A 24,133-nucleotide genomic window follows, 5' to 3' on the forward strand; every position below is an offset into this window, starting at 1 on the left:
TGCGGTCCTCAGTCCAATTGCGCCAGCGCGCGCTGGAACGCCGGCGGCGGTGCATCGCCGAGCCGGAAGCGGCCATGCTCCAGGCGCAGGATGTCCAGCCGTTCCAGCCAGGCCTCGAACTCCGGCGCCGGGCGCAGCCCGAGCACCTGGCGCGCGTACAGCGCATCGTGGAACGAGGTGGTCTGGTAGTTGAGCATCACGTCGTCGGAGCCGGGGATACCCATGATGAAGTTGATGCCGGCGGCGCCGAGCAGGGTCAGCAGCACGTCCATGTCGTCCTGGTCGGCCTCGGCATGGTTGGTGTAGCAGATGTCGCAGCCCATCGGCACGCCGAGCAGCTTGCCGCAGAAGTGATCCTCCAGCCCGGCGCGGATGATCTGCTTGCCGTCGTACAGGTATTCGGGGCCGATGAAGCCGACCACGGTGTTGACCAGCAGCGGCTTGAACCGCCGCGCCACCGCGTAGGCGCGCGCCTCGCAGGTCTGCTGGTCCACGCCGTGGTGCGCGTCGGCCGACAGCGCGCTGCCCTGGCCGGTCTCGAAGTACATCACGTTGTCGCCCACGCTGCCGCGCTTGAGGCTGAGTCCGGCCTCGTAGCCTTGCTGCAGCAGTGCCAGGTCGATGCCGAAGCCGGCATTGGCCTTTTGCGTGCCGGCGATGGACTGGAACACCAGGTCCAGCGGCACTCCGCGTTCGATGACCTCGATGGCGGTGGTGACGTGGGTGAGCACGCAGGCCTGGGTCGGGATCTCGTAGCCGGCGATCACCGCGTCGAGCATCTTCAGCAACTCGCAGATGGTCCGGGTGTTGTCGCTGGCCGGGTTGATCCCGATCACCGCGTCGCCGTTGGCGTACAGCAGCCCGTCGAGCACGCTGGCGGCGATACCGGCCGGGTCGTCGGTGGGGTGATTGGGCTGCAGCCGCGTCGACAAGCGCCCGCGCAGCCCCAGCGTGTTGCGGAACGCGGTGACCACGCGGATCTTCTGCGCTACCAGCACCAGGTCCTGGATCCGCATCAGCTTGCAGACCGCCGCGGCCATCTCCGGGGTCAGCCCCGGCGCCAGCGCGGCCAGCGTCGTCTCGTCGGCCGCCTCGCCGAGCAGCCAGTCGCGGAAGCCGCCCACGGTCAGGTGCGCCACCGGCGCGAACGCAGCCGCGTCGTGGCTGTCCACGATCAGTCGGGTCACCTCGTCCTCTTCGTAGGGAATCACCGCCTCGTGCAGGAAGTGCCGCAGCGGCAGGTCGGCCAGCGCCATCTGCGCGGCGACCCGCTGCGGCTCGCTGGCCGCGGCCAGCCCGGCCAGGCGGTCGCCCGAGCGCGCCGGCGTGGCCTTGGCCAGCAGGTCCTTGAGGTCGTCGAAGCGCCAGGTCTGGCCGCCGACGCTGTGTGCGAAACCGCTCATTCCGGGTCCTCCTGCAGGCGCCTGCGCGCGGCGGGCGCCGTGTTCTCGATCATGCCTCGCCGCTGGCCTCGGCGGCGATGACGCCGCCGCTGCGGCGCAGGCTCAACCCGCAGCAGCCCGCACCGAGCAGCATCAGGCCCAGGAACACCAGCGCCAGCAGCGCGTTGAACCACACCATGGCCGCCAGGCATACCAGCGCCAGCAGCAGCGCCAGCGCCGGCACCAGCGGATAGCCCGGCGCGCGGTAGCTGCGTTGCAACTGCGGCTCGGCGCGGCGCAGCTTGAACAGGCTGAGCATGCTCATGATGTACATGACGATCGCGCCGAACACCGACATGGTGATCATCGCCGCGGTCAGCGACATGCCCTGTACCTGCACCAGTCCGTCGCTGTAGATCGCCGCCACCCCGACCACGCCGCCGGCCAGGATCGCGCGGTGCGGGGTGCGGAAGCGCGACAGCTTGGCCAGGCCGTGCGGCAGGAAGCCGGCGCGCGCCAGCGCGAAGAACTGCCGCGAATAGCCCAGGATGATGCCGTGGAAGCTTGCCACCAGGCCGAACAGGCCGATCCACACCAGCATGTGCAGCCAGGTCGAGTCGTTGCCGACCACCGCCTTCATCGCCTGCGGCAGCGGATCGTTGATGTTGGACAGCGTGCGCCAGTCGCCGACGCCGCCGGCCATGATCATCACCCCGAAGGCCAGCGTCACCAGGGTCAGGATGCCGGCGATGTAGGCGCGCGGAATGGTGCGCCTGGGGTCCTTGGCCTCCTCGGCGGCCATCGCCGCACCTTCGATCGCCAGGAAGAACCAGATCGCGAACGGGATCGCGGCGAAAATGCCGCCGACCGCCGCCAGGCTGAAGCTGTCCGACCCGGCCCAGCCGCCGCGCGCGAAGTTGGCCACGCTGAAGCCCGGCGCGACCACGCCCATGAACACCAGCAGCTCGATCACCGCCAGCACGGTGACGATCAATTCGAAGGTGGCGGCGATGCCGACGCCGAGGATGTTCAAGGTCATGAAGATGGCGTAGGCGCCGACCGCGGCCAGGCGCGGGTCCAGCGTCGGGAACTGCACATTGAGGTAGGCGCCGATCGCCATCGCGATCGCCGGCGGTGCGAACACGAACTCGATCAGCGTGGCGATGCCGGCGATCATCCCGCCGGCGGTGCCGAATGCGCGCAGGCTGTAGGCGAACGGGCCGCCGGCGTTGGGAATGGCGGTGGTCAGTTCGGTGAAGCTGAAGATGAAGCAGGTGTACATCACCGCCACCAGCACCGTGGTGACCAGGAAGCCGAGCGTGCCGGCGGCGCCCCAGCCATAGCTCCAGCCGAAGTATTCGCCGGAGATCACCAGGCCCACGGCGATGCCCCACAGGTGCAGGGTTCCGAGGGTGGGTTTGAGCTTTTCGATCGTCATGCGCACATCTCCTGGACGGGGGGAGGGAGAGCGAACGCCGCGGCGAGATCCGCCGCGGGGACTGCGATTGCGCATTGCGCGCCGTTGCGGGCGCCCGGCCACCGCTGCAGGCTGGCCGCCCAGCGGTTATACCGCAAAGCAGCATGGCGTCGCGCGCCTGGCCCGCGGCCGCATTTGGATACGATCGATGGTGGTGGCTGCGCTATGCTCGGCGCAGAGGTCAGGGGGGCCGTCAGTCCGGTAGGGACGGGCTACGCCGTGTTCGGCGCGGACGGGACGAGGAAGATCGAGTGGATTCATGCCGATGAGCGGGCGCGTGTCGCCGCCGTACCGGGCGCGCGCAAGCGCGTCCGGCCGGTTCGTCGTGTTCGGTGCCCAGGCGCCTGCGCGCCATCGACAGGCGGCGGCGAGCCGTGGCGCCAGGCGCGCAGTTGGACGCCGGGTACGCAGCGTGGCCCAGCCCCGGCGCGCCGACAGGCCATGATCGACGTATGACGCGCACGTGCCGTTGGTCGCGCTGGCTGCTGTTGCTGTGCGTGTGCGCGGCCGACGCCGCGCTCGCGCAGCGCGTGCACTTGCAACGCCTGCCCGCCGATCCGCCGGCCGCGGAGGTGGTGGCGGGCGCACACCTGGCGCAACTGCAGGACGACCTGCATGGCAGCACCTTGTACGAGCCGTTGAAGACGCCGACCTGGTGGCGGGTGCGCGCCGATCGGGCGATCGGCGCCGACGGCGATCCGCAACTGGTGCTGCAGGCGCCGTACCTGACCCGGGTGGAAGCCTGGGTGCCGGGCCAGGCCGCGCCGACCCGGCATGCGCTGTACGGCGCCGACGCCGACCTGGGCTATTCGACCCGCGCGCTGGTCATCGCGCTGCCGCATGGCCTGCCGCAAGGCGCCTCGGTCTGGCTGCGGGTGCAGGCGCCGGCGGCGGTCCCGATGCCGGTGTCGATCGCGCCGCTGGCGCAGGTGCATCGCGACGATCTGCACTACGTCGGCTGGCGCGCCTTCATCATCGGCTCGACCGCGGTGCTGGCGATCCTGGCCATCGCGTTGTGGGCGCGATTGCGCGAGCGGGTCTACGGCTATTTCACCGCCAACGTCCTGTGCGTGCTGCTGTACCTGCTCGGCATCGGCGGCGAAGCGCGGGCGGTGCCGGGCCTGGACGTCCTGTTCGCTTCTTCGCCGGCGCCGATACGGATCGTGGCGGCGCTCGGCGGCTTCTTCATCATCAACTTCCAGCGCCGGCAACTGGAAATGCACCGGCATCTGCCGCGGCTGGACCGGGTGCTGCAAGCCTGCGCGACCGTCCTGCTGTGCATCGCCGTGGCCTGCCTGGTGTCGACGGCGTCCTGGCTGAGCCTGCTGGGCAACCTGGCGCTGATCCTCGGCGCCATGTTGCTGCTGCCGTGCTCGCTGCTGCTGGCCTTGCGCGGGCAGCGCTACGCCTGGCACCTGCTGGCGTCGTGGGCGCCGCTGCTGACGTTCTGCGTGCTGCGTTGCCTGGAGCTGAGCGGCTGGCTGCGCCTGGACCAGGCCACGCCGTGGGTGGCGCACGGGATCAGCCTGGCGCTGGCCAGTTCGTGCCTGCTGGTGACGATCGGCCTGGCCGAGCAGATGCTGGAGCTGCGCCGCGATCGCGACCGGGTGAGCCGGCTGGCGACGGTGGACGGCCTCACCGGCATGCTGACCCGCGCGGCCACGCAGCAGCGCCTGGCGCAGGCGATGCTGGACGCCACGGCCGCCGCGCAGCCGCTGGCCGTGGCCTATATCGACATCGACCACTTCAAGCGCATCAACGACGTGCACGGCCACGCCGCAGGCGACGACTGCCTGCGCTGGGTCGCCGCATGCGCCCGTGCGCGCCTGCGCAGCACCGACACGCTCGGCCGTCAGGGCGGCGACGAGATGCTGGTGCTGATGCCGGGCGCCACGCTTGCCGCGGCGCGACGCGTGGCCGAGGACATCTGCAGGCATCTGCACGAACAGCCCCTGCAGCGCGACGGGCAGACGCTGGCATGCACGCTGAGCGTCGGCGTGGCCCAATGGCGGCCAGGCGAAAGCATCGAGTCGCTGTTGCAGCGCGCCGACGCCGCGCTCTACGCCAGCAAGGCCGCCGGCCGCAACCGGGTCAGCGTTTCCGCGATCACGTCCACCCACCAGGAGTCTCCGCCATGAGCGCACGTCCCGCCGTCTCCGCACTCGATCCCGCGCAACTGCGCGTCGCCGACATCCTGCTGCAGCTGGGCCGCGGCCCGGTCTCGGAACTGATCGCCTGGTGCGGCGACAGCATCTACAGCCATGCCGCGATCGTGGTCGACCAGGACCAGTTGATCGAAGCGGCGGCCGACGGCGTGCGCCGCTATCCGCTGCAGCAGCGGCTGGCCGATACCGGCAACTATCTGCTGATCGATGCCTACCGGCCGCTGAGCGACGCCGGCATCGCGCTCGAGGACGCCGATCGCGCCAGCGTGCTGGCCAAGGCGCAGTCCTTGCTCGGAATCCCATATCCGCTGGACAGCCTGGCCACGCTGGGCGTGCTGGTGGCGATCCGCGGCAAGTGGCCGCAACACTGGCTGGCGCGGATCGTGGTGCGCGAGGCGCTGGACCATCTGGTCCGCGACACCCCCTCGCACATGGTGTGCAGCGAAGTGGTGTATCGCGCCCTGGCCGAATGCGACGCACAGCCGAGCGGGCGGCTGGCGCCGCAGATCGTGCTCAGCGGTCCGACCCACCTGCCGTTCCCGGACATGGACTGGAAGGCGCTGTGGGAGGAGGTCTGGCAGTTGCTGCACCCCAAGCGGCAGCAGGCGCTCGGCGACGTGGCGCAGCGCCTGGCCGCGGTGGAGGGGGCGCCGGCGGGCATGCTGGCGTCGTCGCTGACCATGGTCGACGACGACGAACTGGCCGCACGCGCCAATGCGGTCCGCGCCGGGCTTGGCCTGGACCCGCTGCCGATCACCACGCAAGCGCAGGACGACGGTTCGCTGCTGCTGGAGGCCACCGCCGACGCCACGCCGACGCCGCTGCCGCATCCCAATCCGAAGCTGGTGATGCCGCTGGATCTGGCCAACAGCCCCTCGCACGTGGTGTTGGGCCGGCTGCTGCAGGCGGAGGATGCGCCGGCATAGCTTCAGGGTGGGATGCGGGAAACTGCGTCAGCTGTGACTGCTGCATCAGCTGCGACGGTTGTGGCAGCTGCGGCAGTGCGTTGGCGGATAGTGCCTGTCGCGGCTGAAGCCGCTCCTACAAGGGACGCGGACGCTTGCCATGTGCACTGTAGGAGCGGCTTCAGCCGCGACCTTGCCGAAGCCGGAAGGTCCGCCGCTGCGCCGATCGCGACCGAAGCCGGTGCTACAGAAGGGCAAGCGCGCTTCGACATTTGTGGGAGCGACTTCTGTGGGAGCGACTTCAGTCGCGACGGGCTCTACCGGTAAGGCCCGTCGCGACTGAAGTCGCTCCCACAAAAAACAGTTGCTGTTACTTGGTCCGCTCCAGCACCAGCAGCGGATCCACACGCACGTCGAACCAGTTCATTCCCCAATGCAGGTGCGGACCGGTCGCGCGGCCGGTGGCGCCGACTGCGCCGAGCACCTGGCCCTGGGCGATGCGGTCGCCGACCTTCACGTCGATCCGCGACAGGTGCAGGAAATTGGAGCTGACCCCGTAGCCGTGGTCGAGCAGCACGGTGCCGCCGGTCAGGTACAGGTCCGGCGCGGCGAAGGTGACCACCCCGGCCGCCGGCGCCTTGACCGGGGTGCCGGTGGGCACGGCGATGTCCATGCCGGAGTGGCCGGCGCCGGCTTGCCCGTTGTACACGCGGGCGTTGCCGAAGCGGCCGCTGATGCGGCCCTGCACCGGCCAGATGAAGGGCGCGGCGAAGTCGGTGCGGTCGTCGTCGCGGTCGCGCGCGGCGCTGACCTGGGCCTGTTCGCGCTTGATCCGCTCGGCGACCGCCGGCGGCGGGTTGACCGTCTTCGGCGGCACGCCGTTGACGCGTTCGAGCGGCCAGTCGCGCGGGGTCACCGCGATGTCGATGGTCTCGCTGCCGCCGTCGGCGCGCTGCACCAGGAGCCGCAGCGGGCCGCGTTCGTCGCGGCCGATGCCGAACACCACGCTGCCGTAGCCGCTGACCCGCAGCGTGCGCCCGGCGTACTGCACGCGGCTGCCCGGCGGCACCTTGCCGATCACCAACGCACCCTGCGAGGTGCTGGCGGGGAATACGCTGCGCGTGTCGGCGCTGGCGGCGGGCGCGGCCTGCGCCTGCAGCGACGGCATCGCCGCGCCCCACGCCAGCAGGCCGAGCGCCAGCGCGGCGCCCGGCAGCATCGTGCGCCGCATCAGCGGTCGAACGCCAGGCGCTGTCCGTTGGGGCTGCCGACCAGACGGGTGCCGTCCCAGGCCAGCTCGCCGTTGACCCAGGTCGCGGCGATCCTGGAGCGGAACGTGCGGCCCTCGAACGGCGACCAGCCGCACTTGGACAGGATGTCCTCGCGGCGCACGGTGAAGGAGACGTCGTCGATCAGCACCAGGTCGGCGTGGTAGCCCTCGCGCAGGAAGCCGCGCTCGTGCACGTCGAACAGCAGCGCCGGCGCATGCGCGAATTTGTGCACCACCTGCGCCACGCTGAGCCGGCCCTCGTGCACCAGTTCCAGCGCCGCGACCAGCGCGTACTGCACCAGCGGCAGGCCCGACGGCGCCTGCGCATACGGCTTGCTCTTCTCTTCCCAGGTGTGCGGCGCGTGGTCGGTGGCGAGCACGTCGATCACGTCCTCGGCCAGCGCGCGGATCAGCGCCTCGCGGTCGCTGGCGTCCTTGATCGCCGGGTTGCACTTGATCAGGTTGCCCAGCGTGGCGTAGTCGGCGCGGTCGAAGCGCAGGAAGTGGATGCAGGTCTCTGCGGTGATGCGCTTGCCCTGGATCGGGCCGGGCGCGAACAGCGCCAGTTCGTCGGCGGTGGAGATGTGCAGCACGTGCAGGCGGGTGCCGTGCTTCTTGGCCAGCGACACCGCCAGCTGCGAGGATTTCAGGCAGGCCTCGCGCGAGCGGATGTCCGGGTGCATCTCCGGGGTCAGCGCCTCGCCGTACTTTTCCTTGAACGCGGCCAGGGTCGCGTCGATGGTCGGGGTGTCTTCGCAGTGGGTGATGATCGGGGTCGGCGCGTCGCGGAAGATCGCGTCCAGGGTCTGCGGGTTGTCCACCAGCATGTTGCCGGTGGAGGCACCCATGAACACCTTGATCCCCGGTGCGGTCTTCGGGTCCAGGGTCTGGATCGCGGCCAGGTTGTCGTTGCTGGCGCCCAGGTAGAAGCCGTAGTTGCCCCAGGCGCGGCCGCCGGCGGCGTCGTACTTGGCCTGCAGCGCGGCCGCGTCCAGGGTCGGCGGGTTGGTGTTGGGCATGTCCATGAAGCTGGTCAGGCCGCCGGCCACCGCGGCCGCCGACTCGCTGGCGATGTCGCCCTTGTGGGTCAGGCCGGGTTCGCGGAAGTGCACCTGGTCGTCGATCATGCCGGGCAGCAGCCAGCGCCCGGCGGCGTCGACCACGGTCTCGCCGTCGCGGGCGGCCAGCTGCGGGGCGATCGCGGCGATGCGGCCGTCGGCGATGCGCAGGTCGCCCTGGGTTTCCCGGCCTTCATTGACCAGGCGGGCGTTGACGATGAGGGTGGAGGAGGCGGGCATTCAGTGTTTTCCTGGGCTGCGGCAGGCCGGCGGCGCCGCGGGATCGGGCACCGGGTCGAACCCGCCGGGGTGGAAGGGATGGCAACGGCCGACGCGGCGGGCGGCCATCCAGCCCCCGCGCAGCGCGCCGTAGCGGGCAAGGGCGGTGACCGCATAGGCTGAGCAACTGGGCACGAAACGGCAGCGCGGACCCAGCAGGGGGCTGATGAAGCGCTGGTACAGGCGCAGCAAGGCGATGAGAGCGCGGGCGATCACCCGGCCATGATATGCCAGTTGCGCGACGGGCCGCCGTTCACCGGCGTGTAGGCCGTGTGGTTGCCGCTGGGGGGCGGGTAGGCTATAAAGGCCCGCTTTCCCGGGCCCCGGGGAAACCAAGGAAGAGCGATTCGTGGCTGCTAAAAAACCTGCAAAGAAGGCCGTCAAGGCCGCCAAGAAGCCCGTCCCGCCCGTTGCCAAGAAGGCGACGGCGTCCGCTGCTGCCAAGCCGCTGAAGAAACCGGTGGCGAAGCCGGCAGCCAAGCCTGCGCCGGCAAAGAAGGCCCCGGCCAAGGCGGCGGCGAAGAAGCCGGCGCCCAAGCCGGCCGCCGCGCCCGCCAAGAAGGCCCAGGCCAAGCCGCCCGCCAAGCCAGCCAAGCCGGCGGCCAAGCCCGCCGCCGCGCCAAAGCAGGCCGCGCCCGCAGCAAAGTCGGCCACGCCGGCGGCGAAGCAGGCCGTGCCCGCAGCAAAGCAGAAATCGGCTACCGCCCCGGCCACCCCGGCGGTGTCCAAATCCGTACCGAAGCCGGCTGCCAAGCCGGCGCCGGCCAAGTCTGTCCCGGCCAAGGCCGTCACGCCTGCCGCAGCCCCGGTGTCCAAGCCGGTCGCCGCCAAGCCTGCCGCGCCCTCGGCCCCGCCACATAAGAATCCCGTGTCCGTTTCGAAATCCTCCGCGAAAACCCCGACCAAATCCGAATCCACCCCCAAGGCGCCGATCGCCAAGCCGACCGGCAAGGTTGCCGTCGCCGTGACCGCCAAGTCCAACACGCCCACCAAGCCGGCCAAGTACAAAGTGGTCGAGTACAAGACCGACGAAGCCACGGGCCGTCCGATCCTGCCCAAGGGCTACAAGCCGGCCGGCGACGAGGAGTACATGAGCACGCTGCAGCAGGAGTACTTCCGCCAGCGCCTGCTCAACTGGCGCGCCGATCTGGTGGAGGAGTCCAAGCAGACCATCGAGAACCTGCGCGACGAAGTCCGCGACATCGGCGACGAGGCCGAGCGCGCCACCCGCGAGACCGAGAACTCGCTGGAACTGCGCACCCGCGACCGCTACCGCAAGCTGATCGGCAAGATCGACAGCACGCTCAAGCGCCTGGATGCCGGCGACTACGGCTACTGCGTCGATACCGGCGAAGAAATCGGCCTGGAGCGCCTGGAGGCGCGCCTGACCGCCGAGCGCACCATCGACGCGCAGGAACGCTGGGAACACCTGCAGAAGCAGCAGGGCGACTGAGCCGTCTGCCTGGCGACAACATCAAGGGCCGGTCCAATGACCGGCCCTTTTTCGTTGCTGCGATTGAGGTTAGGGCAGCAGACAACACCCGATTCTCTGACCGCCATACTGACATCCGGGCTTGCACGGGCACCCTGTATCGGGGTTGACGCACTTGCTGCCGGAGCTGTGGGAGCTCACCGCCTGCGCTGCGCCGAAGCTCAGGGATCCGATCACTGCCAATGCCACCAGGGCACCCTTGATTCGCTGTGCTGCCGTCTTCATGGTTGGAGCTCCGTCATTGGATCGCGACCGACGCATCCTTGCGCGCGGCCTTGATCATCAGGTGGGTCACGTCGTCCTTGTTCTTGTTGGTGATCAGCCCGACATGGGAATAGAGAACCTTGCCGTCGTCATCGATCAGCACCAGGAGAGGTACCTGCTTTGCCCCCAACAAGTGCTGGGATTTGCCGGAAAGCTGTGCCACCGGGAATGCGAACGCATTGCTCTGGGCGTAATGCCGAAGCGCCTGCGCTGCGCCACTGCCCATCCCGATCATCGACGGCGCTGCGGTCCCTGCCTGTTGCAGGGTTTGCTGCAACGACCTGACGGCAGCATTGGAGCGCTCGCAGACAGGACAGCCGGGTTGAAAGAAATAGATCAACTGTCCGCTCCCGCCGGCCACGGTCAACGCCCGCCCCTGCACATCCACCATTTCGAGCGGTGGCAGCCATGTGCCCGGCTGCGGCCGCAGGCTTCGGTAAAAGGCTTGGTCCTGAAGCTCTTGCAACTGGCGGTTCTGATAGCCGAGCACGGCGACCAGGCTGCAGGCGACTGCCAAGGCAATGGCCAACAAGGGCGTACTTCTCATCGTGAGATCTCCCATATCCAGGGTGCGCGTTTGCAGTGAGCACTGCCGCACGCCGTCGTCCTTGTCCGCAGAGTAAGCGCGAGCTGCGAACCCGGTGATGGATGCTCATCCCAGTTCGCCGAACGCACCTAGGACAGCGGAAAGGGCGCGCCGCATCCGCTTGCAGCATTGCCGATTCGCGCACGTCGGCAGAGCAACTGCCGGCGTGTCGAACCATGGCATTGGCGCCGGTCATGCCTCGCGCTTTCGGCGGTGGTGCGCTTGTCGCCTGCAATCGCTAGCATGCGCCAGGGCGGTAGTGTCCGGGCGCGAGGAGACCGATCATGTGGCGGATGGCGATTTACGGGGCGGCGGCGTGGGCATTTCTCTGCCTGCAGACGCCGGCACAGGCGCAAACCGCAGCGGTGACTTCTGCCGAGCGGGACGCACTGATCCATGCGGTGGCGGTCAAGTTGGAAGCGGAGTACATCGATCCAGCGCTGGCCAGAAAAATGGGCAAGGCGCTGCAGCGTCACGCCGCGCGCGGCGACTACGAACGTATCGACGACCCCGCCGCACTGACCCGCCGCCTGACCGAGGACCTGCGCGCGGTCAGCCACGACGGGCACCTGTGGCTGGAATACCACCCGGAGGGCGCCCGCGACGAACCGCTGTATCCCAGCCGCGCCGACCTGGATGCGGCGCGGCCGGCGGTCGCCAGGGACAACTTCGCCTTCGACAAGGTCGAGCGGATGCAGGGCAACGTCGGCTACGTCAAGTTCCGCATCTTCGCCTATCCCTACCTGGCGGCGGCGACCGCCAGCTCGGCGATGGACTTCGTCGCCAACACCGATGCGCTGATCATCGACCTGCGCGAGAATTTCGGCGGCGATCCGGCGATGGTGGCGTTCATCGCCAGCTATCTGTTCGACGGCCGCGTGCACTTGAACTACATCTACACCCGCAAGGACGGCGCGACCGAGCAGTTCTGGACCACGCCGACGGTGCCCGGGCGCGCGTTCGGCGGCAGCAAGCCGGTGTACGTCCTGACCAGCAAGCAGACGTTCTCCGCGGCCGAGGATTTCGCCTACGCGCTGAAGCATCTCAAGCGCGCCACCGTGGTCGGCGAGGCCACCGGCGGCGGCGCGCATCCCAGCCGCGCCTTCCGGCTCACCGAGCATTTCGCCATCAGCGTGCCGTATGCGAAATCGGTGAGCCCGATCACCGGCGGCAACTGGGAGGGTGACGGGGTGGCGCCGGATGTCGCGGTGCCGGCGGCGCAGGCGTTGCAGACGGCCTACCGCATGAGCCTGGAGGGCCTGCTGGCGGCGAGCCGCGATGCGGGCGAGACCGAACGCCTGCGCGGGTTGCTGGAAACGCTCGGCAAATAGCCGGCGCGCGCAGCGACGGCGGTACCGGCGCATGCGACCGAGATGCGGCCGCGCTCGTGCCTGCGCCGCGCGCTGGCGACGCCCCGCGCGGTGGCCACCAGCGACGTTGCAGATGCGGCGCCGCACGCGGCGTGCATTGCGTTGCATGGCGGCCTGGCCGAGGTCCAACGCCGGCAGCTGCAGCAATAACCGATTACCCATGATCATCTGTCCGATCACTAGGCTCGGTCCTGGGTGACGCGGTGCATGCCGGGCAGGTGCCGTGGCTTAAATCCGCCTGTCATGCCGTCGCCGCAGACTGGACGCGTGGCGCATGGCCACGCGGCCGCCGCCTCCCGATGCTTTTCAGTCGCCTTTCCCGGATGCCGCAGTGCGTGGCCGTGACGATCGCGCACGCGCCTGCAACGGCGTGCCGCATCGTCGCGCGTAGCGTGCGCGCGGCGCAGCACCAGCAGCCGAGGATGCCGACGTGGGCGCGGCGCTGCCCGCGTCGGGCCGCGGGAGCATGCGCATGAGCCGCGCATCCGTGCGCGCTGCGCTGCGGTCGGGCCGACGCGGCGGCAAATGGCGCAGACTGCGCTGGCCGCTGCTGATCGTGCTGGTGCTGCTGGCGGCGCTGGCGCTCGGGCCGCGGGTCGATTCGGCGCTGCCGCAGGTCGCGATGCCGAGCGTGCCGCAGGATCCGCTTGCGCTGCAGGCCTGGCTGGACGCGCGCGAACGCGCCACCCCGGGCCTGCGCAAGGACAACCAGGCGCGCATCGTCTGGGCCGACCCGGCGCATCCGGGGCGCCGCGATTGCGCCATCGTCTACCTGCACGGCTTCACCGCCAGCCAGGGCGAGGGCGCCCCCACCCATCTGCGCCTGGCGCGCAGCTTCGGCTGCAATCTGTACCTGCCGCGATTGCCGGGGCACGGCCTGGTCGCCGCCGACGCCTTGCGCGGCGTCGATGCGCCGCGTCTGCTCGGCGGCGCGGCCGAGGCGCTGGCGGTGGCGCGAGTACTGGGCCGGCGGGTGGTGGTAATCGGCAACTCGATGGGCGGCGCGCTGGCGCTGCAGACCGTGGCTGCGCATCCGCAGCAGGTGCAGGCCCTGGTGCTGTGGTCGCCGCTGGTGCGCGAGCACGGCGAGCAACTGCAGCCGCTGCTGTGGCCGTGGGGCGCGCAGTTGCTGCTGTGGTCGCGCAACGGCGGCGATCCGGTCATGCGCTATCCGGTCGACAGCGGCTACTGGGCCGACGCCACCCATGTCGACGGCTACCGCGCGCTGGCCGCGCTGACCCGCGGCGGCATGCTGCCGGCGACCTATGCGCGGATCCGTGTGCCGGTGTTCCTCGGCTACTACTATCGCGACGCGCAGCAGCAGGACGCGACGGTGTCGGTGGCGGCGATGCAGGCGATGTTCGCGCAGCTGGGCACCCCAAAGGCGCTGCGCCAGGCGGTGGATTTTCCGGAGGCCGGCAACCATGTGCTGGCCTCGCCGATCCGCTCCAGGGCGGTGCCGGCGGTGTTCGCGGCGACGTGCCGGTTCCTGGCCGGCAAGGGCGGACTGACCCAGCCGGCGGAGCTGCCCGACTGCGCCGCGGCGTGGGCTGCCGACGAGCGCGCGGACGCGGCGGCGGCGCGCTGAGCGGCGCGCCGCCCGCACGCCGTCATTGCAGTTCGCGCAGGTCCAGCTTGCGCAGTTTCGGCGCCTTCCAGGCGGTGGTCGCGACCACGCCCAGGGTCACGCAACCGCCGATCACCACCGCCGGCACCAGGCCGACCAGTCGCGCCATGACACCGTCGTAGAACGCGCCCAGCTCGTTCGACGAGCCGATGAAGATGCCGCTGATCGAGGACACCCGCCCGCGCATCGCATCCGGCGTGGCCAGCTGCAGGATGGTCGAGCGCACGATCACCGACACGCCGTCGCACATGCCGTAGACCAGCAGGATCGCCGCCGACAGCCAGAAATGCCGCGACAGGCCGAAGGCGATGGTGCACAGGCCGAAGCCGGCCACCGCCAGCAGCAGGATGCGACCCGCATTGCGCTGCAGCGGGCGCCGCGCCAGCCACAGCCCGACCAGCACCGAGCCCAGCGCCGGCGCGCCGCGCAGGATGCCCAGGCCCTCGGGACCGTAGTGCAGGATGTCGTGGATGAAGGCCGGCAGCATCGATACCGCGCCGCCGAGCAGCACCGAGAACATGTCCAGCGCCATCGCGCCGAGCATGATCTGGTTGGAGAACACGAACTGCGCGCCCTCGGCGATGCTGCGGAAGATCGGCGCGCGCGGGCCGTCGTTGACCGGCTCGGCGACGCGCAGCAGGAACAGCGCCAGCATCGCCACGCAGGCCACCGCCATCGCCACGCCGTAGGACAGGCCCTTGCCGCCCCAGCCGACCAGCACCCCGCCCAGCGCCGGCCCGATCACCATGCCGGTCTGGAACACCACGCTGCCGATGCTGGCGCCGCGCGCATACGCCTCGCGCGGCAAGGCGCGCGCGAACAGCGCGTTGTAGACCGGCGACAGGAACGCGCGCGCGGCGCCGGTCAGCGCGATCGCGGCGTAGATCGGCCATACGCCGTGCATCGGCAGCCAGCCACGGGTCAGCGCGGTCAGTACTCCTGCGGTCGCGACCAGGCCCAGGCTGGCGAGCATGCCCAGCCGGCGCCGCGGCAGGTGATCGACCAGGTAGCCGGCGAACGGCGCGATGCAGAAGAACGGCAGGATCTCGGCCAGCCCGATCAGCCCCAGCGAGAACGGATTGCGGGTGATCTCGTAGATGTGCCAGCCGACCGTGACCGCGACGATCTGGTAGGACAGCATCGTGCAGATGCGGTAGGCCAGCACCAGCGCGAAGCCGGGATGCGCCAGCAGCGTGCGCAGACTTTGTGCAGGAGGGAGCGGGGCGCTCATGCCTGCGCGCGCGCGCTGTCCTGGATGAACGCCAAAATCGCGGCCAGGCCGTTGCTGCGGGTCGGCGACAGGTGCTTGCCCAGGCCGATGGCGGCGACGAAGTCCGGCGCGGTGGCGAGGATGTCGGCGGCGCTGCGCCCGGAGTAGACCCGCAGCGCGAGGTAGATCAGGCCGGAGACGATCGCCGAATCGCTGATCGCATGGAACACCAGGCGCTGCGCATCGCCCTCGGGCACGATCCAGACCATCGACTGGCAGCCGTGCAGGCGGTGTTCCTCGATTTTCCATTCCTCGGGGAACGCGGGCAGCTTGCGGCCCAGATCGATCAGGTACTGGTAGCGCTCGGACCAGTCGCCGAAGAAGCCGAATTCTTCGGCGATGGCGGCCTGGGCGTCGGCGGGCGTGGGTTCGAGCGGGAAGTCGGTATCGGTCATCGCAAATCCAAGATCAATCGGTAAAGCCCCTCTCCCCCCGGGAGAGGGGTTGGGGTGAGGGTACGGGCGCAGCCTTGCGAGAAATCGATGCACACCGCTTCGCTCGTAGCCTCATCGGCGCTGCCGTACCCTCATCCGCCCCTTCGGGGCACCTTCTCCCGGTGGGAGGGAAAGAGCTCGGCTGCGATTCCAGCACGCGCCTTTTCGAGGACTGGGTTCGAGCGGGAAATCGGTATCGGTCATCGCAAATCCAAGTTCAATCGGTAAAGCCCCTCTCCCCCCGGGAGAGGGGTTGGGGTGAGGGTACGGGCGCAGCCTCGTGAAAAATCGACGCCAGTTGCTTCGCCCGTACCCTCATCCGGCGCTGCGCGCCACCTTCCCCCGAAAAGGGGGCCGTGGTCCCGATGGGAGAAGGAAGCGCTCAGCCGCGCTTCCAACGCACGCCTTGCGCGGTGTCTTCCAGCACCACGCCTTCGGCGGCCAACTGCTGGCGGATCGCGTCGGCGCGGGCGAAGTCGCGGCTCTGCTTGGCGGCGCTGCGTTCGTCGATCAACGCCTGGATGCGCGCATCGTCGCCGTCGCCGGCGCCACGGTTGAACCAGGCCGTCGGTGTCTGCTGCAGCAGGCCCAGCGCCAAGCCTGCGCCGAGCAGGTCGGATTTGGCCTGCCGCAACTGCGCTTCCAACTGCACGTCGCGCGTTGCATCGGCAGCGCCGGCCGGCGCGAGCAGTTGCCGCGCGGCAGCGGCAATCCGCGACACTTCCGCCAGCGCCTGGGGGGTGTTGAGGTCGTCGTTCAGCGCCTCCTCGATGGCCGCCGGAATCGCAGCGGCCGCCTGGATGCCGTCCAGATCGCGCAACGTCCCATACAGCCGGTCCAGGGTGCGCACCGATTGCTCGATCAGCGCATCGGACCAGTCCAGCGGCTGCCGGTAGTGCGCGCTGAGCAGCGCGTAGCGCAGCGCTTCGGGCGGGTGCCGGTCGATCAGTGCGTGCACGGTCTCGATGTTGCCCAGCGACTTGCTCATCTTGGCGCCGCCGAAGTTGAGCATGCCGTTGTGCAGCCAGAACCGGGCGAAGGTGGCGCCGCCGTGGGCGCACTCGCTCTGCGCGATCTCGTTCTCGTGGTGCGGGAACTGCAGGTCCACGCCGCCGGCGTGGAGGTCGATGGTCGGCCCCAGGTGCGCGGCGGCCATCGCCGAGCACTCGATGTGCCAGCCTGGACGGCCGCGGCCCCACGGCGAATCCCAGCCGGGCAGGTCGTCGCTGGACGGCTTCCACAGCACGAAGTCGCCCGGGTCGCGCTTGTACGGGGCGACCTCGACGCGGGCGCCGGCCAGCATCTCCTCCGGGTCGCGGCGCGACAGCTTGCCGTAGCCGGCGAAGCTGGCCACCGCGAACAGCACGTGGCCCTCCGCCGCATAGGCGTGGCCGCTGCCGACCAGCCGTTCGATCATCGCCACGATCTGCGGGATGTGCGCGGTGGCCTCCGGCTCCAGGTCCGGCGGGGTCACGCCCAGCGCGGCCATGTCCTGCCGGTAGATGGCGGCGAAGCGGTCGGTGATGGTGCCGATCGGCACGCCCTGCGCCTGCGCGGCGGCGTTGATCTTGTCGTCCACGTCGGTGATGTTGCGCGCGTAGCGCAGCGCGCCGTAGCGGCGCCGCAGCAGCGCGGCGAGCACGTCGAACACCACCGGGCCGCGCGCGTTGCCGATATGCGCGTAGTTGTAGACGGTGGGGCCGCAGACATACAGCGTGGGGCCGGCCACCGGGTCGAGCGGTTCGAAGGCGTCGACCCGGCGGGTCAGGTTGTTGTGCAGGCGCAGGGTCATCGGCATCGGGCGTGGGGAAGCCGGTCGATTCTACCGGCAGCGGCCCGGGGCGTCTCATCCGTTGCCGTGGCCGCCGAATCGTGTCCGGCAGGCCCCAGCCGGCAAGGGCGGCAGTCACGACCGGCGGCCAGCGGCCAGAGTGCGCCAGGCGCCTGACAGCCTGCGGGCAGCAGCTTCGACCGTCGCCTGTCGTGCGTCCGACCGGCGCATCGAACGCATGCGGGCGCGCATTCGCTGCCTCTCACTTCCTCGCGCCGCGCACGCGACGCCTGTCCCGAATGGACGGGTGCCCCGGGGCGGGGCAGGCAGCCTGGGCGTAGGCTCGCGTTCAGCCCGACGCAAGGCGCCATGCCTACACTGCTCGTTCTGTCCTTCGAAGCCTGGTGCCGATGCGTCCGTACCTGTTGTTGCCGCTGGTCGGCCTGTTCGCATGCGGCGCGGCGCCGGTCTGGGCGCAGGACAGCGAGACGCGCAACCGCGTGGTGGTGATCGAGAACGTCAGGCTCGACTACGCGCAGGTCCTCAACGTGGAGCCGGTCTACCAGACCTTGCGCGCGACCCGCACCGAGCAGCAGTGCGACGCGGTGGAGGCGCCACCCCCGGCCCCGGCCGCGGCCAAGCCGGCGCAGGACGACAGCCGCTTGAACCGGTTGATGGATTCGGTGAAGGACATCTTCAGCCGCCGCCACGAAGAGGCGCCCGCGCCGGTGGCCGCCGCGGCGCCGGCGCCGCCGTCGAGCGGGCGCAACTGCCGCATGGTCGAGGTCGGCCGCGAGTTCCGCCGCCCGATCGCCTACGACGTGGACTATGTGTACAAGGGCACCAAGTACCGCTCGCGACTGCCGGAGGATCCGGGCAACCGGCTGCGCATCCGCGTGTCGGTGGCGCCGTACGTGCCCGATGCGCTCGTGGTGCCGCCGCGCTGAGCGCGCGCTTGCGCCTGCGGCGTGCGCGTGCGAGGATGCGCGCCGATGAAAGCGAACCTGCCCCAGCACGATCTCAGCGCCGCCCGCATGGCCTCGGGCATGACGTCGCGCGCGCGCCGACCGGAATCCCACATCCTGGCTGGGTAACCGGAGCGCTGTGCCGTTCGTTCTGAAAACCCAGCCCGAGGCTGGGTTTTTTCGTTTTCATGCCCCGGAAAGGTTTCACCCGTAAAGAACTAACCGCGCGTCCCGCGCACGCCACCGCCCGGTGGCTCCACGCAGCAAAGGATGGATCGATGTCTCTGAAGCACTTCTTGAACACCCAGGACTGGAGCCGGGCCGAGCTAGATGCGCTGTTGACCCAGGCCGCGCTGTTCAAGCGCAACCGGCTGGGCAGCGAGCTGAAGGGCAAGTCGATCGCGCTGGTGTTCTTCAACCCGTCGATGCGCACCCGCACCAGCTTCGAGCTGGGCGCGTTCCAGCTGGGCGGGCATGCGGTGGTGCTGCAGCCGGGCAAGGACGCCTGGCCGATCGAATTCGAGCTGGGCACGGTGATGGACGGCGACACCGAGGAGCACATCGCCGAGGTGGCGCGGGTGCTGGGCCGTTACGTCGACCTGATCGGGGTGCGCGCGTTCCCGAAGTTCGTGGACTGGTCCAAGGACCGCGAGGACCAGGTGCTGAAGAGCTTCGCCAAGTATTCGCCGGTGCCGGTGATCAACATGGAGACCATCACCCATCCGTGCCAGGAGCTGGCGCACGCGCTGGCGCTGCAGGAGCATTTCGGCACCCAGGACCTGCGTGGCAAGAAGTACGTGCTGACCTGGACCTACCACCCCAAGCCGCTGAACACCGCGGTGGCCAATTCGGCGCTGACCATCGCCACCCGGCTGGGCATGGACGTGACCCTGCTGTGCCCGACCCCGGACTACGTGCTGGACGAACGCTACATGGGCTGGGCGGCGCAGAACGTGGCCGAGAGCGGCGGCTCGCTGACCGTCAGCCACGACACCGACAGCGCCTACGCCGGCGCCGACGTGGTCTATGCCAAGAGCTGGGGCGCGCTGCCGTTCTTCGGCAACTGGGCCCCGGAGAAGCCGATCCGCGACCAGTACCAGCACTTCATCGTCGACGAGCGCAAGATGGCGCTGACCAACAACGGCGTGTTCTCGCACTGCCTGCCGCTGCGCCGCAACGTCAAGGCCACCGACGCGGTGATGGATTCGCCCAACTGCATCGCCATCGACGAGGCCGAGAACCGGCTGCATGTGCAGAAGGCGATCATGGCGGCCCTGGTGGGCCAGGGCCGCCGGGATTCGTGATTCGGGATTGGGGATTCGCAACGGCGACCTCCCTTCCCGCTCTTAATTTAGTCAACCGCAGAGAGACTCCCCCATGTCGCAGCAAACCGCTTCTACGAATCCCGAATCCCCAATCTCCACTCCCGGCACCAAGGACATCGTGCTGGCCTTCTCCGGCGGCCTGGACACCAGCTTCTGCATTCCCTATCTGCAGGACAAGGGCTACGCCGTGCACACGGTGTTCGCCGACACCGGCGGGGTGGACGACGAGGAGCGCGACTTCATCGAGAAGCGCGCCGCCGAGCTGGGCGCGGCCAGCCACGTCACCGTCGATGGCGGCCCGGCGATCTGGAGCGGTTTCGTCAAGCCGTTCGTGTGGGCCGGCGAGGGCTACCAGGGCCAGTACCCGTTGCTGGTGTCCGACCGCTACCTGATCGTCGATGCCGCGCTCAAGCGCGCCGACGAGCTGGGCACCAAGGTCATCGCGCACGGCTGCACCGGCATGGGCAACGACCAGGTGCGCTTCGACCTGGCGGTCAAGGCGCTGGGCGATTACGAGATCGTGGCGCCGATCCGCGAGATCCAGAAGGAGCACACCCAGACCCGCGCCTACGAGCAGAAGTACCTGGAAGAGCGCGGCTTCGGCGTGCGCGCCAAGCAGAAGGCCTACACGATCAACGAGAACCTGCTAGGCGTGACCATGTCCGGCGGCGAGATCGACCGCTGGGAAGCGCCGGGCGAGGGCACCCGCGGCTGGTGCGCGCCGCGCAGCGCATGGCCGATCGAGCCGCTGACGGTGACGGTGAAGTTCGAGCACGGCGAAGCGGTGGCGGTGGACGGCAAGCCGCTGGAAGGCGCCAAGCTGCTGGCCAAGCTCAACAAGCTGTTCGCCCCGTACGGCGTGGGCCGCGGCATGTACACCGGCGACACCGTGATCGGGCTGAAGGGCCGCATCGTGTTCGAGGCGCCGGGCCTGATCGCGCTGCTGGCCGCGCACCGCGCGCTGGAAGACGCGGTGCTGACCAAGCAGCAGAACCGCTTCAAGCCGGACGTGGCGCGCAAGTGGGTGGAGCTGGTCTACGAAGGCTTCTATCACGATCCGTTGAAGACCGACCTGGAGGCGTTCCTGGATTCCTCGCAGGCCAAGGTCAACGGCGAGGTGACGCTGGAGACCCGCGGCGGCCGCGTCGATGCGGTGGCGGTGAAGTCGCCGCACCTGCTCAACGCCAAGGGCGCGACCTATGCGCAGTCGGCGGACTGGGGCGTGGCCGAGGCGGAAGGCTTCATCAAGCTGTTCGGGATGAGCTCGACGTTGTACGCCCAGGTCAATCGCTGAAGCTCAAAGCCCCTCTCCCGTCGGGAGAGGGGTTGGGGGCGCCGCAGGAAAGCTTCGGGACCCTCATGATGAACGCGTCGCCACGCGCCAGCCATGGGGAACCACTGCAACGCCTACTTCCATTGTTCTCCATACGGGCGCGTGGCGACGCGTTCGTCCCGGTTGCTTCTCGAAATTTCTTGAGGCGCCCCTCGTCCGCCCCTTCGGGGCACCTTCTCCCGGTGGGAGAAGGATCTGTTGCGATTAATCCATGAGCCAACTGCGCATCAGCACCGACAAGCAGGACCTGGATCTGCCGTTGATCCATCGCTTCCTCAGCGAGCAGGCCTATTGGTGCCTGGGCATCCCACTGGACACGGTGCAGCGGGCGATCGCCGGTTCGCTGTGCTTCGGCGGCCATGTCGCCGGCGCGGGACAGGTGGCGTTCGCACGGGCGATCACCGACGGCGCGACCTTCGCCTACCTGGCCGATGTGTTCGTGCTCGACGCCTACCGCGGCCGCGGCTACGGCAAGCAGCTGGTCGCCGCGGTGATGGCGCATCCGCAGCTGCAGGGGCTGCGCCGTTTCATGCTCGCCACTTCCGACGCGCATGCGCTGTACGCCCAGCATGGCTTCGCCGCGCCGGCGCGTCCGCAGTCGCTGATGGAAATCGCCCATCCCGACCTCTACCGCACCAGCACCCCGGCTGCCTGACCGCCATGACCGATCTGCTCGAACCCACCCTCGCGCACCTGCAGCAGCTGGTGTCCTTCGACACCCGCAATCCGCCGCGCGCGATCGGCACCGATGGCATCTTCGACTATCTGCGCGCGCAGCTGCCCGGGTTCCAGGTCGAGGTCATCGATCACGGCGCCGGTGCGGTCAGCCTGTACGCGGTGCGCGGCACGCCGAAGTATCTGTTCAACGTGCACCTGGACACGGTGCCGGATTCGCCGCACTGGAGCGCCGACCCGCACGTCATGCGCCGCAGCGACGACCGCGTGGTCGGCCTGGGCGTGTGCGACATCAAGGGCGCGGCCGCGGCGCTGCTGGCCGCGGCCAATGCCGGCGACGGCGATGCCGCGTTCCTGTTCTCCAGCGACGAGGAGGCCAACGATCCGCGCTGCATCGCCGCGTTCCTGGCGCGCGCCATTCCCTACGAAGCGGTGCTGGTGGCCGAACCGACCATGGGCGAGGCGGTGTTGGCGCACCGCGGCATCAGTTCGGTGCTGATGCGCTTCGCCGGCCGCGCCGGGCATGCGTCGGGCAAGCAGGATCCGTCGGCCAGCGCGCTGCACCAGGCGATGCGCTGGGGCGCGCGGGCGCTGGACCATGTCGAGACGCTGGCGCATGCGCGCTTCGGCGGCCTGACCGGGTTGCGCTTCAACATCGGCCGGGTCGAAGGCGGCATCAAGGCCAACATGATCGCGCCGGCGGCCGAGCTGCGTTTCGGCTTCCGGCCGCTGCCGTCGATGGACGTGGATGCGCTGCTGGCGACCTTCGCCGGTTTCGCCGATCCGGCCGCCGCGCAGTTCGAGGAGACCTTCCGCGGGCCGAGCCTGCCGAGCGGGGACATCGCGCACGCCGAGGACAAGCGCCTGGCCGCGCGCGACGTCGCCGATGCGCTGCACCTGCCGATCGGCAATGCGGTGGATTTCTGGACCGAAGCCTCGCTGTTCTCGGCCGGCGGCTACATCGCCCTGGTCTACGGCCCGGGCGACATCGCTCAGGCGCATACGGCCGACGAGTTCGTGACGCTGGAGCAACTGCAGCGTTACGCGACGTCGGTGGACCGCATCATCAACGGCGCGCGCTGAGCCGCGCTTCGTCCCGTTCCTGGCCCGCGCCGTTGGGCTGCCCACACCCGTTCATCTGGATTCTTTCGGAACTGCCATCGCCGCCATGCACGCCAACAAGCAAACCCGCCAGACCATCGTCCGCCTGCTCTCGAGCATGGCCAGCGCCAAGGAGATCAGCCAGTACCTCAAGCGCTTCTCGCAGCTGGACGCCAAGCGCTTCGCCGTGGTCAAGGTCGGCGGCGCGGTGCTGCGCGACGACCTGGAGGCGCTGACCTCGTCGCTGTCGTTCCTGCAGGAAGTCGGGCTGACACCGATCGTGCTGCACGGCGCCGGTCCGCAGCTGGACGCGGAACTGGCGGCGGCCGGGATCGAGAAGCAGACCGTCAACGGCCTGCGCGTGACCTCGCCCGAAGCGCTGGCGATCGTGCGCAAGGTGTTCCAGGCCTCCAACCTCAAGCTGGTCGAGGCGCTGCAGCAGAACGGCGCGCGCGCCACCTCGATCACCGGCGGGGTGTTCGAGGCGCAGTACCTGGACCGCGACACCTACGGCCTGGTCGGCGAGGTCAAGGCGGTCAACCTGGCGCCGATCGAGGCCAGCCTGCAGGCCGGCTCGATCCCGGTGATCACCAGCCTGGGCGAAACCCCGAGCGGGCAGATCCTCAACATCAACGCCGATTTCGCCGCCAACGAACTGGTGCAGGAACTGCAGCCGTACAAGATCATCTTCCTCACCGGCACCGGCGGACTGCTCGACGAGCAGGGCAGGGTGATCGACTCGATCAACCTGTCCACCGAATACGACACCCTGATGCAGCAGCCGTGGATCAACGGCGGCATGCGAGTCAAGATCGAGCAGATCAAGGACCTGCTGGACCGGCTGCCGCTGGAGTCGTCGGTGTCGATCACGCGCCCGGCCGACCTGGCCAAGGAGCTGTTCACCCACAAGGGCTCGGGCACGCTGGTGCGGCGCGGCGAGAAGGTGCTGCGCGCCACGGCGTGGAGCGAGCTGGATACGCCGCGGCTGCAGTCGCTGATCGAATCCAGCTTCGGCCGCACCCTGGTGCCGGACTATTTCGACAAGACCCGGCTGCTGCGCGCCTATGTCAGCGAGAACTACCGCGCCGCAGTGATCCTCACCGACGAGGGTGGCTACACCTACCTGGACAAGTTCGCGGTGCTCGACGACGCGCAGGGCGAGGGCCTGGGCCGCGCGGTGTGGAACGTGATGCGCGAGGAGACCCCGCAGCTGTTCTGGCGTTCGCGCCACAACAACCAGGTCAACATCTTCTACTACGCCGAGTCCGACGGCTGCTTCAAGCAGGAGAAGTGGAAGGTGTTCTGGTACGGGCTGGAGGACTTCGAGCAGATCCAGCACTGCGTGGCGCATTGCGCCACCCGCACGCCGACCCTGCTGGGCTGA

At 69.4% G+C, this 24,133-nt stretch carries 20 protein-coding genes; 11 read left to right on the forward strand and 9 right to left on the reverse strand.

What is annotated here, in order from left to right:
- Window positions 1-8: 8 nt before the first annotated feature.
- Entirely contained in the window at window positions 9-1,403 is a 1,395-nt protein-coding gene (locus NUG20_RS08705; RefSeq protein WP_263397951.1) for an ethanolamine ammonia-lyase subunit EutB, read from the reverse strand.
- A 49-nt stretch (window positions 1,404-1,452) separates the two neighbouring features.
- Entirely contained in the window at window positions 1,453-2,820 is a 1,368-nt protein-coding gene (eat, locus tag NUG20_RS08710) for an ethanolamine permease (protein ID WP_263397952.1), read from the reverse strand.
- A 491-nt stretch (window positions 2,821-3,311) separates the two neighbouring features.
- On the opposite strand from eat, the gene NUG20_RS08715 reads away from it, so the two are divergent.
- Together NUG20_RS08715 and NUG20_RS08720 are read left to right on the forward strand one after the other, a co-directional pair.
- The gene (locus tag NUG20_RS08715) at window positions 3,312-4,997 is read left to right on the forward strand and encodes a sensor domain-containing diguanylate cyclase (RefSeq protein WP_263397953.1); all 1,686 of its coding nucleotides are present in this window, start codon (window positions 3,312-3,314) and stop codon (window positions 4,995-4,997) included.
- A complete protein-coding gene (locus NUG20_RS08720; protein WP_263397954.1) occupies window positions 4,994-5,950 on the forward strand; it encodes a C40 family peptidase in 957 nt (318 codons plus the stop codon). The genes NUG20_RS08715 and NUG20_RS08720 overlap by 4 nt, the downstream gene beginning before the upstream one ends.
- Window positions 5,951-6,299: 349 nt before the next feature.
- On the opposite strand, the gene NUG20_RS08725 is transcribed toward NUG20_RS08720, so the two are convergent.
- The 3 genes from NUG20_RS08725 to yidD are packed head-to-tail and all read right to left on the reverse strand — an operon-like array spanning window position 6,300 to window position 8,770.
- A complete protein-coding gene (locus tag NUG20_RS08725; protein WP_263397955.1) occupies window positions 6,300-7,160 on the reverse strand; it encodes a M23 family metallopeptidase in 861 nt (286 codons plus the stop codon).
- Window positions 7,160-8,497 (reverse strand): dihydroorotase, encoded by a 1,338-nt coding sequence (locus NUG20_RS08730; RefSeq protein WP_263397956.1) that lies wholly within the window; start codon window positions 8,495-8,497, stop codon window positions 7,160-7,162. The genes NUG20_RS08725 and NUG20_RS08730 overlap by 1 nt, the downstream gene beginning before the upstream one ends.
- Entirely contained in the window at window positions 8,498-8,770 is a 273-nt protein-coding gene (gene yidD / locus NUG20_RS08735) for a membrane protein insertion efficiency factor YidD (RefSeq protein ID WP_263398428.1), read from the reverse strand.
- Window positions 8,771-8,885: 115 nt separating this feature from the next.
- Between yidD and dksA the strand changes: the two genes are divergently transcribed.
- Window positions 8,886-9,989 (forward strand): RNA polymerase-binding protein DksA, encoded by a 1,104-nt coding sequence (gene dksA, locus NUG20_RS08740; protein WP_263397957.1) that lies wholly within the window; start codon window positions 8,886-8,888, stop codon window positions 9,987-9,989.
- Window positions 9,990-10,266: 277 nt separating this feature from the next.
- Here the strand turns inward: dksA and NUG20_RS08745 are convergent, their stop codons facing one another.
- Window positions 10,267-10,839: a peroxiredoxin family protein gene (locus NUG20_RS08745; RefSeq protein WP_263397958.1), complete on the reverse strand. Its 573-nt coding sequence runs from the start codon at window positions 10,837-10,839 to the stop codon at window positions 10,267-10,269.
- Between the two features lie 404 nt (window positions 10,840-11,243).
- Between NUG20_RS08745 and NUG20_RS08750 the strand changes: the two genes are divergently transcribed.
- Entirely contained in the window at window positions 11,244-12,209 is a 966-nt protein-coding gene (locus tag NUG20_RS08750) for a S41 family peptidase (RefSeq protein WP_263397959.1), read from the forward strand.
- Between the two features lie 511 nt (window positions 12,210-12,720).
- On the forward strand, window positions 12,721-13,836 hold the full coding sequence (locus NUG20_RS08755; protein WP_263397960.1) for an alpha/beta hydrolase: 1,116 nt from the start codon (window positions 12,721-12,723) through the stop codon (window positions 13,834-13,836).
- Window positions 13,837-13,858: 22 nt separating this feature from the next.
- Here the strand turns inward: NUG20_RS08755 and NUG20_RS08760 are convergent, their stop codons facing one another.
- The 3 genes from NUG20_RS08760 to cysS all read right to left on the reverse strand — a co-directional run bounded on the left by NUG20_RS08760 (window position 13,859) and on the right by cysS (window position 17,371).
- Window positions 13,859-15,106: an MFS transporter gene (locus NUG20_RS08760; RefSeq protein ID WP_263397961.1), complete on the reverse strand. Its 1,248-nt coding sequence runs from the start codon at window positions 15,104-15,106 to the stop codon at window positions 13,859-13,861.
- Window positions 15,103-15,540, reverse strand: a complete 438-nt coding sequence (locus tag NUG20_RS08765) for a SufE family protein (protein ID WP_263397962.1) — start codon at window positions 15,538-15,540, stop codon at window positions 15,103-15,105. Before NUG20_RS08765 ends, NUG20_RS08760 begins: the two co-directional genes overlap by 4 nt.
- Window positions 15,541-15,961: 421 nt before the next feature.
- Window positions 15,962-17,371 (reverse strand): cysteine--tRNA ligase, encoded by a 1,410-nt coding sequence (gene cysS / locus NUG20_RS08770; RefSeq protein ID WP_263397963.1) that lies wholly within the window; start codon window positions 17,369-17,371, stop codon window positions 15,962-15,964.
- A 389-nt stretch (window positions 17,372-17,760) separates the two neighbouring features.
- Between cysS and NUG20_RS08775 the strand changes: the two genes are divergently transcribed.
- The 6 genes from NUG20_RS08775 (at window position 17,761) to NUG20_RS08800 (ending at window position 24,133) form a co-directional block, all read left to right on the forward strand.
- Complete coding sequence (locus NUG20_RS08775) at window positions 17,761-18,297, forward strand: hypothetical protein (RefSeq protein ID WP_263398429.1); 537 nt, start codon at window positions 17,761-17,763, stop codon at window positions 18,295-18,297.
- A 296-nt stretch (window positions 18,298-18,593) separates the two neighbouring features.
- Window positions 18,594-19,619, forward strand: coding sequence for an N-acetylornithine carbamoyltransferase (locus tag NUG20_RS08780; protein ID WP_263397964.1), 1,026 nt, complete (start codon window positions 18,594-18,596; stop codon window positions 19,617-19,619).
- Window positions 19,620-19,692: 73 nt separating this feature from the next.
- Complete coding sequence (locus tag NUG20_RS08785) at window positions 19,693-20,934, forward strand: argininosuccinate synthase (protein WP_263397965.1); 1,242 nt, start codon at window positions 19,693-19,695, stop codon at window positions 20,932-20,934.
- Between the two features lie 250 nt (window positions 20,935-21,184).
- The gene (locus NUG20_RS08790) at window positions 21,185-21,628 is read left to right on the forward strand and encodes a GNAT family N-acetyltransferase (RefSeq protein ID WP_263397966.1); all 444 of its coding nucleotides are present in this window, start codon (window positions 21,185-21,187) and stop codon (window positions 21,626-21,628) included.
- A 5-nt stretch (window positions 21,629-21,633) separates the two neighbouring features.
- On the forward strand, window positions 21,634-22,731 hold the full coding sequence (locus NUG20_RS08795) for an acetylornithine deacetylase (RefSeq protein WP_263397967.1): 1,098 nt from the start codon (window positions 21,634-21,636) through the stop codon (window positions 22,729-22,731).
- Between the two features lie 85 nt (window positions 22,732-22,816).
- Entirely contained in the window at window positions 22,817-24,133 is a 1,317-nt protein-coding gene (locus NUG20_RS08800) for an acetylglutamate kinase (protein ID WP_263397968.1), read from the forward strand.

The organism is Xanthomonas sp. CFBP 8443 (assembly GCF_025666195.1).
Lineage (GTDB): Bacteria > Pseudomonadota > Gammaproteobacteria > Xanthomonadales > Xanthomonadaceae > Xanthomonas_A.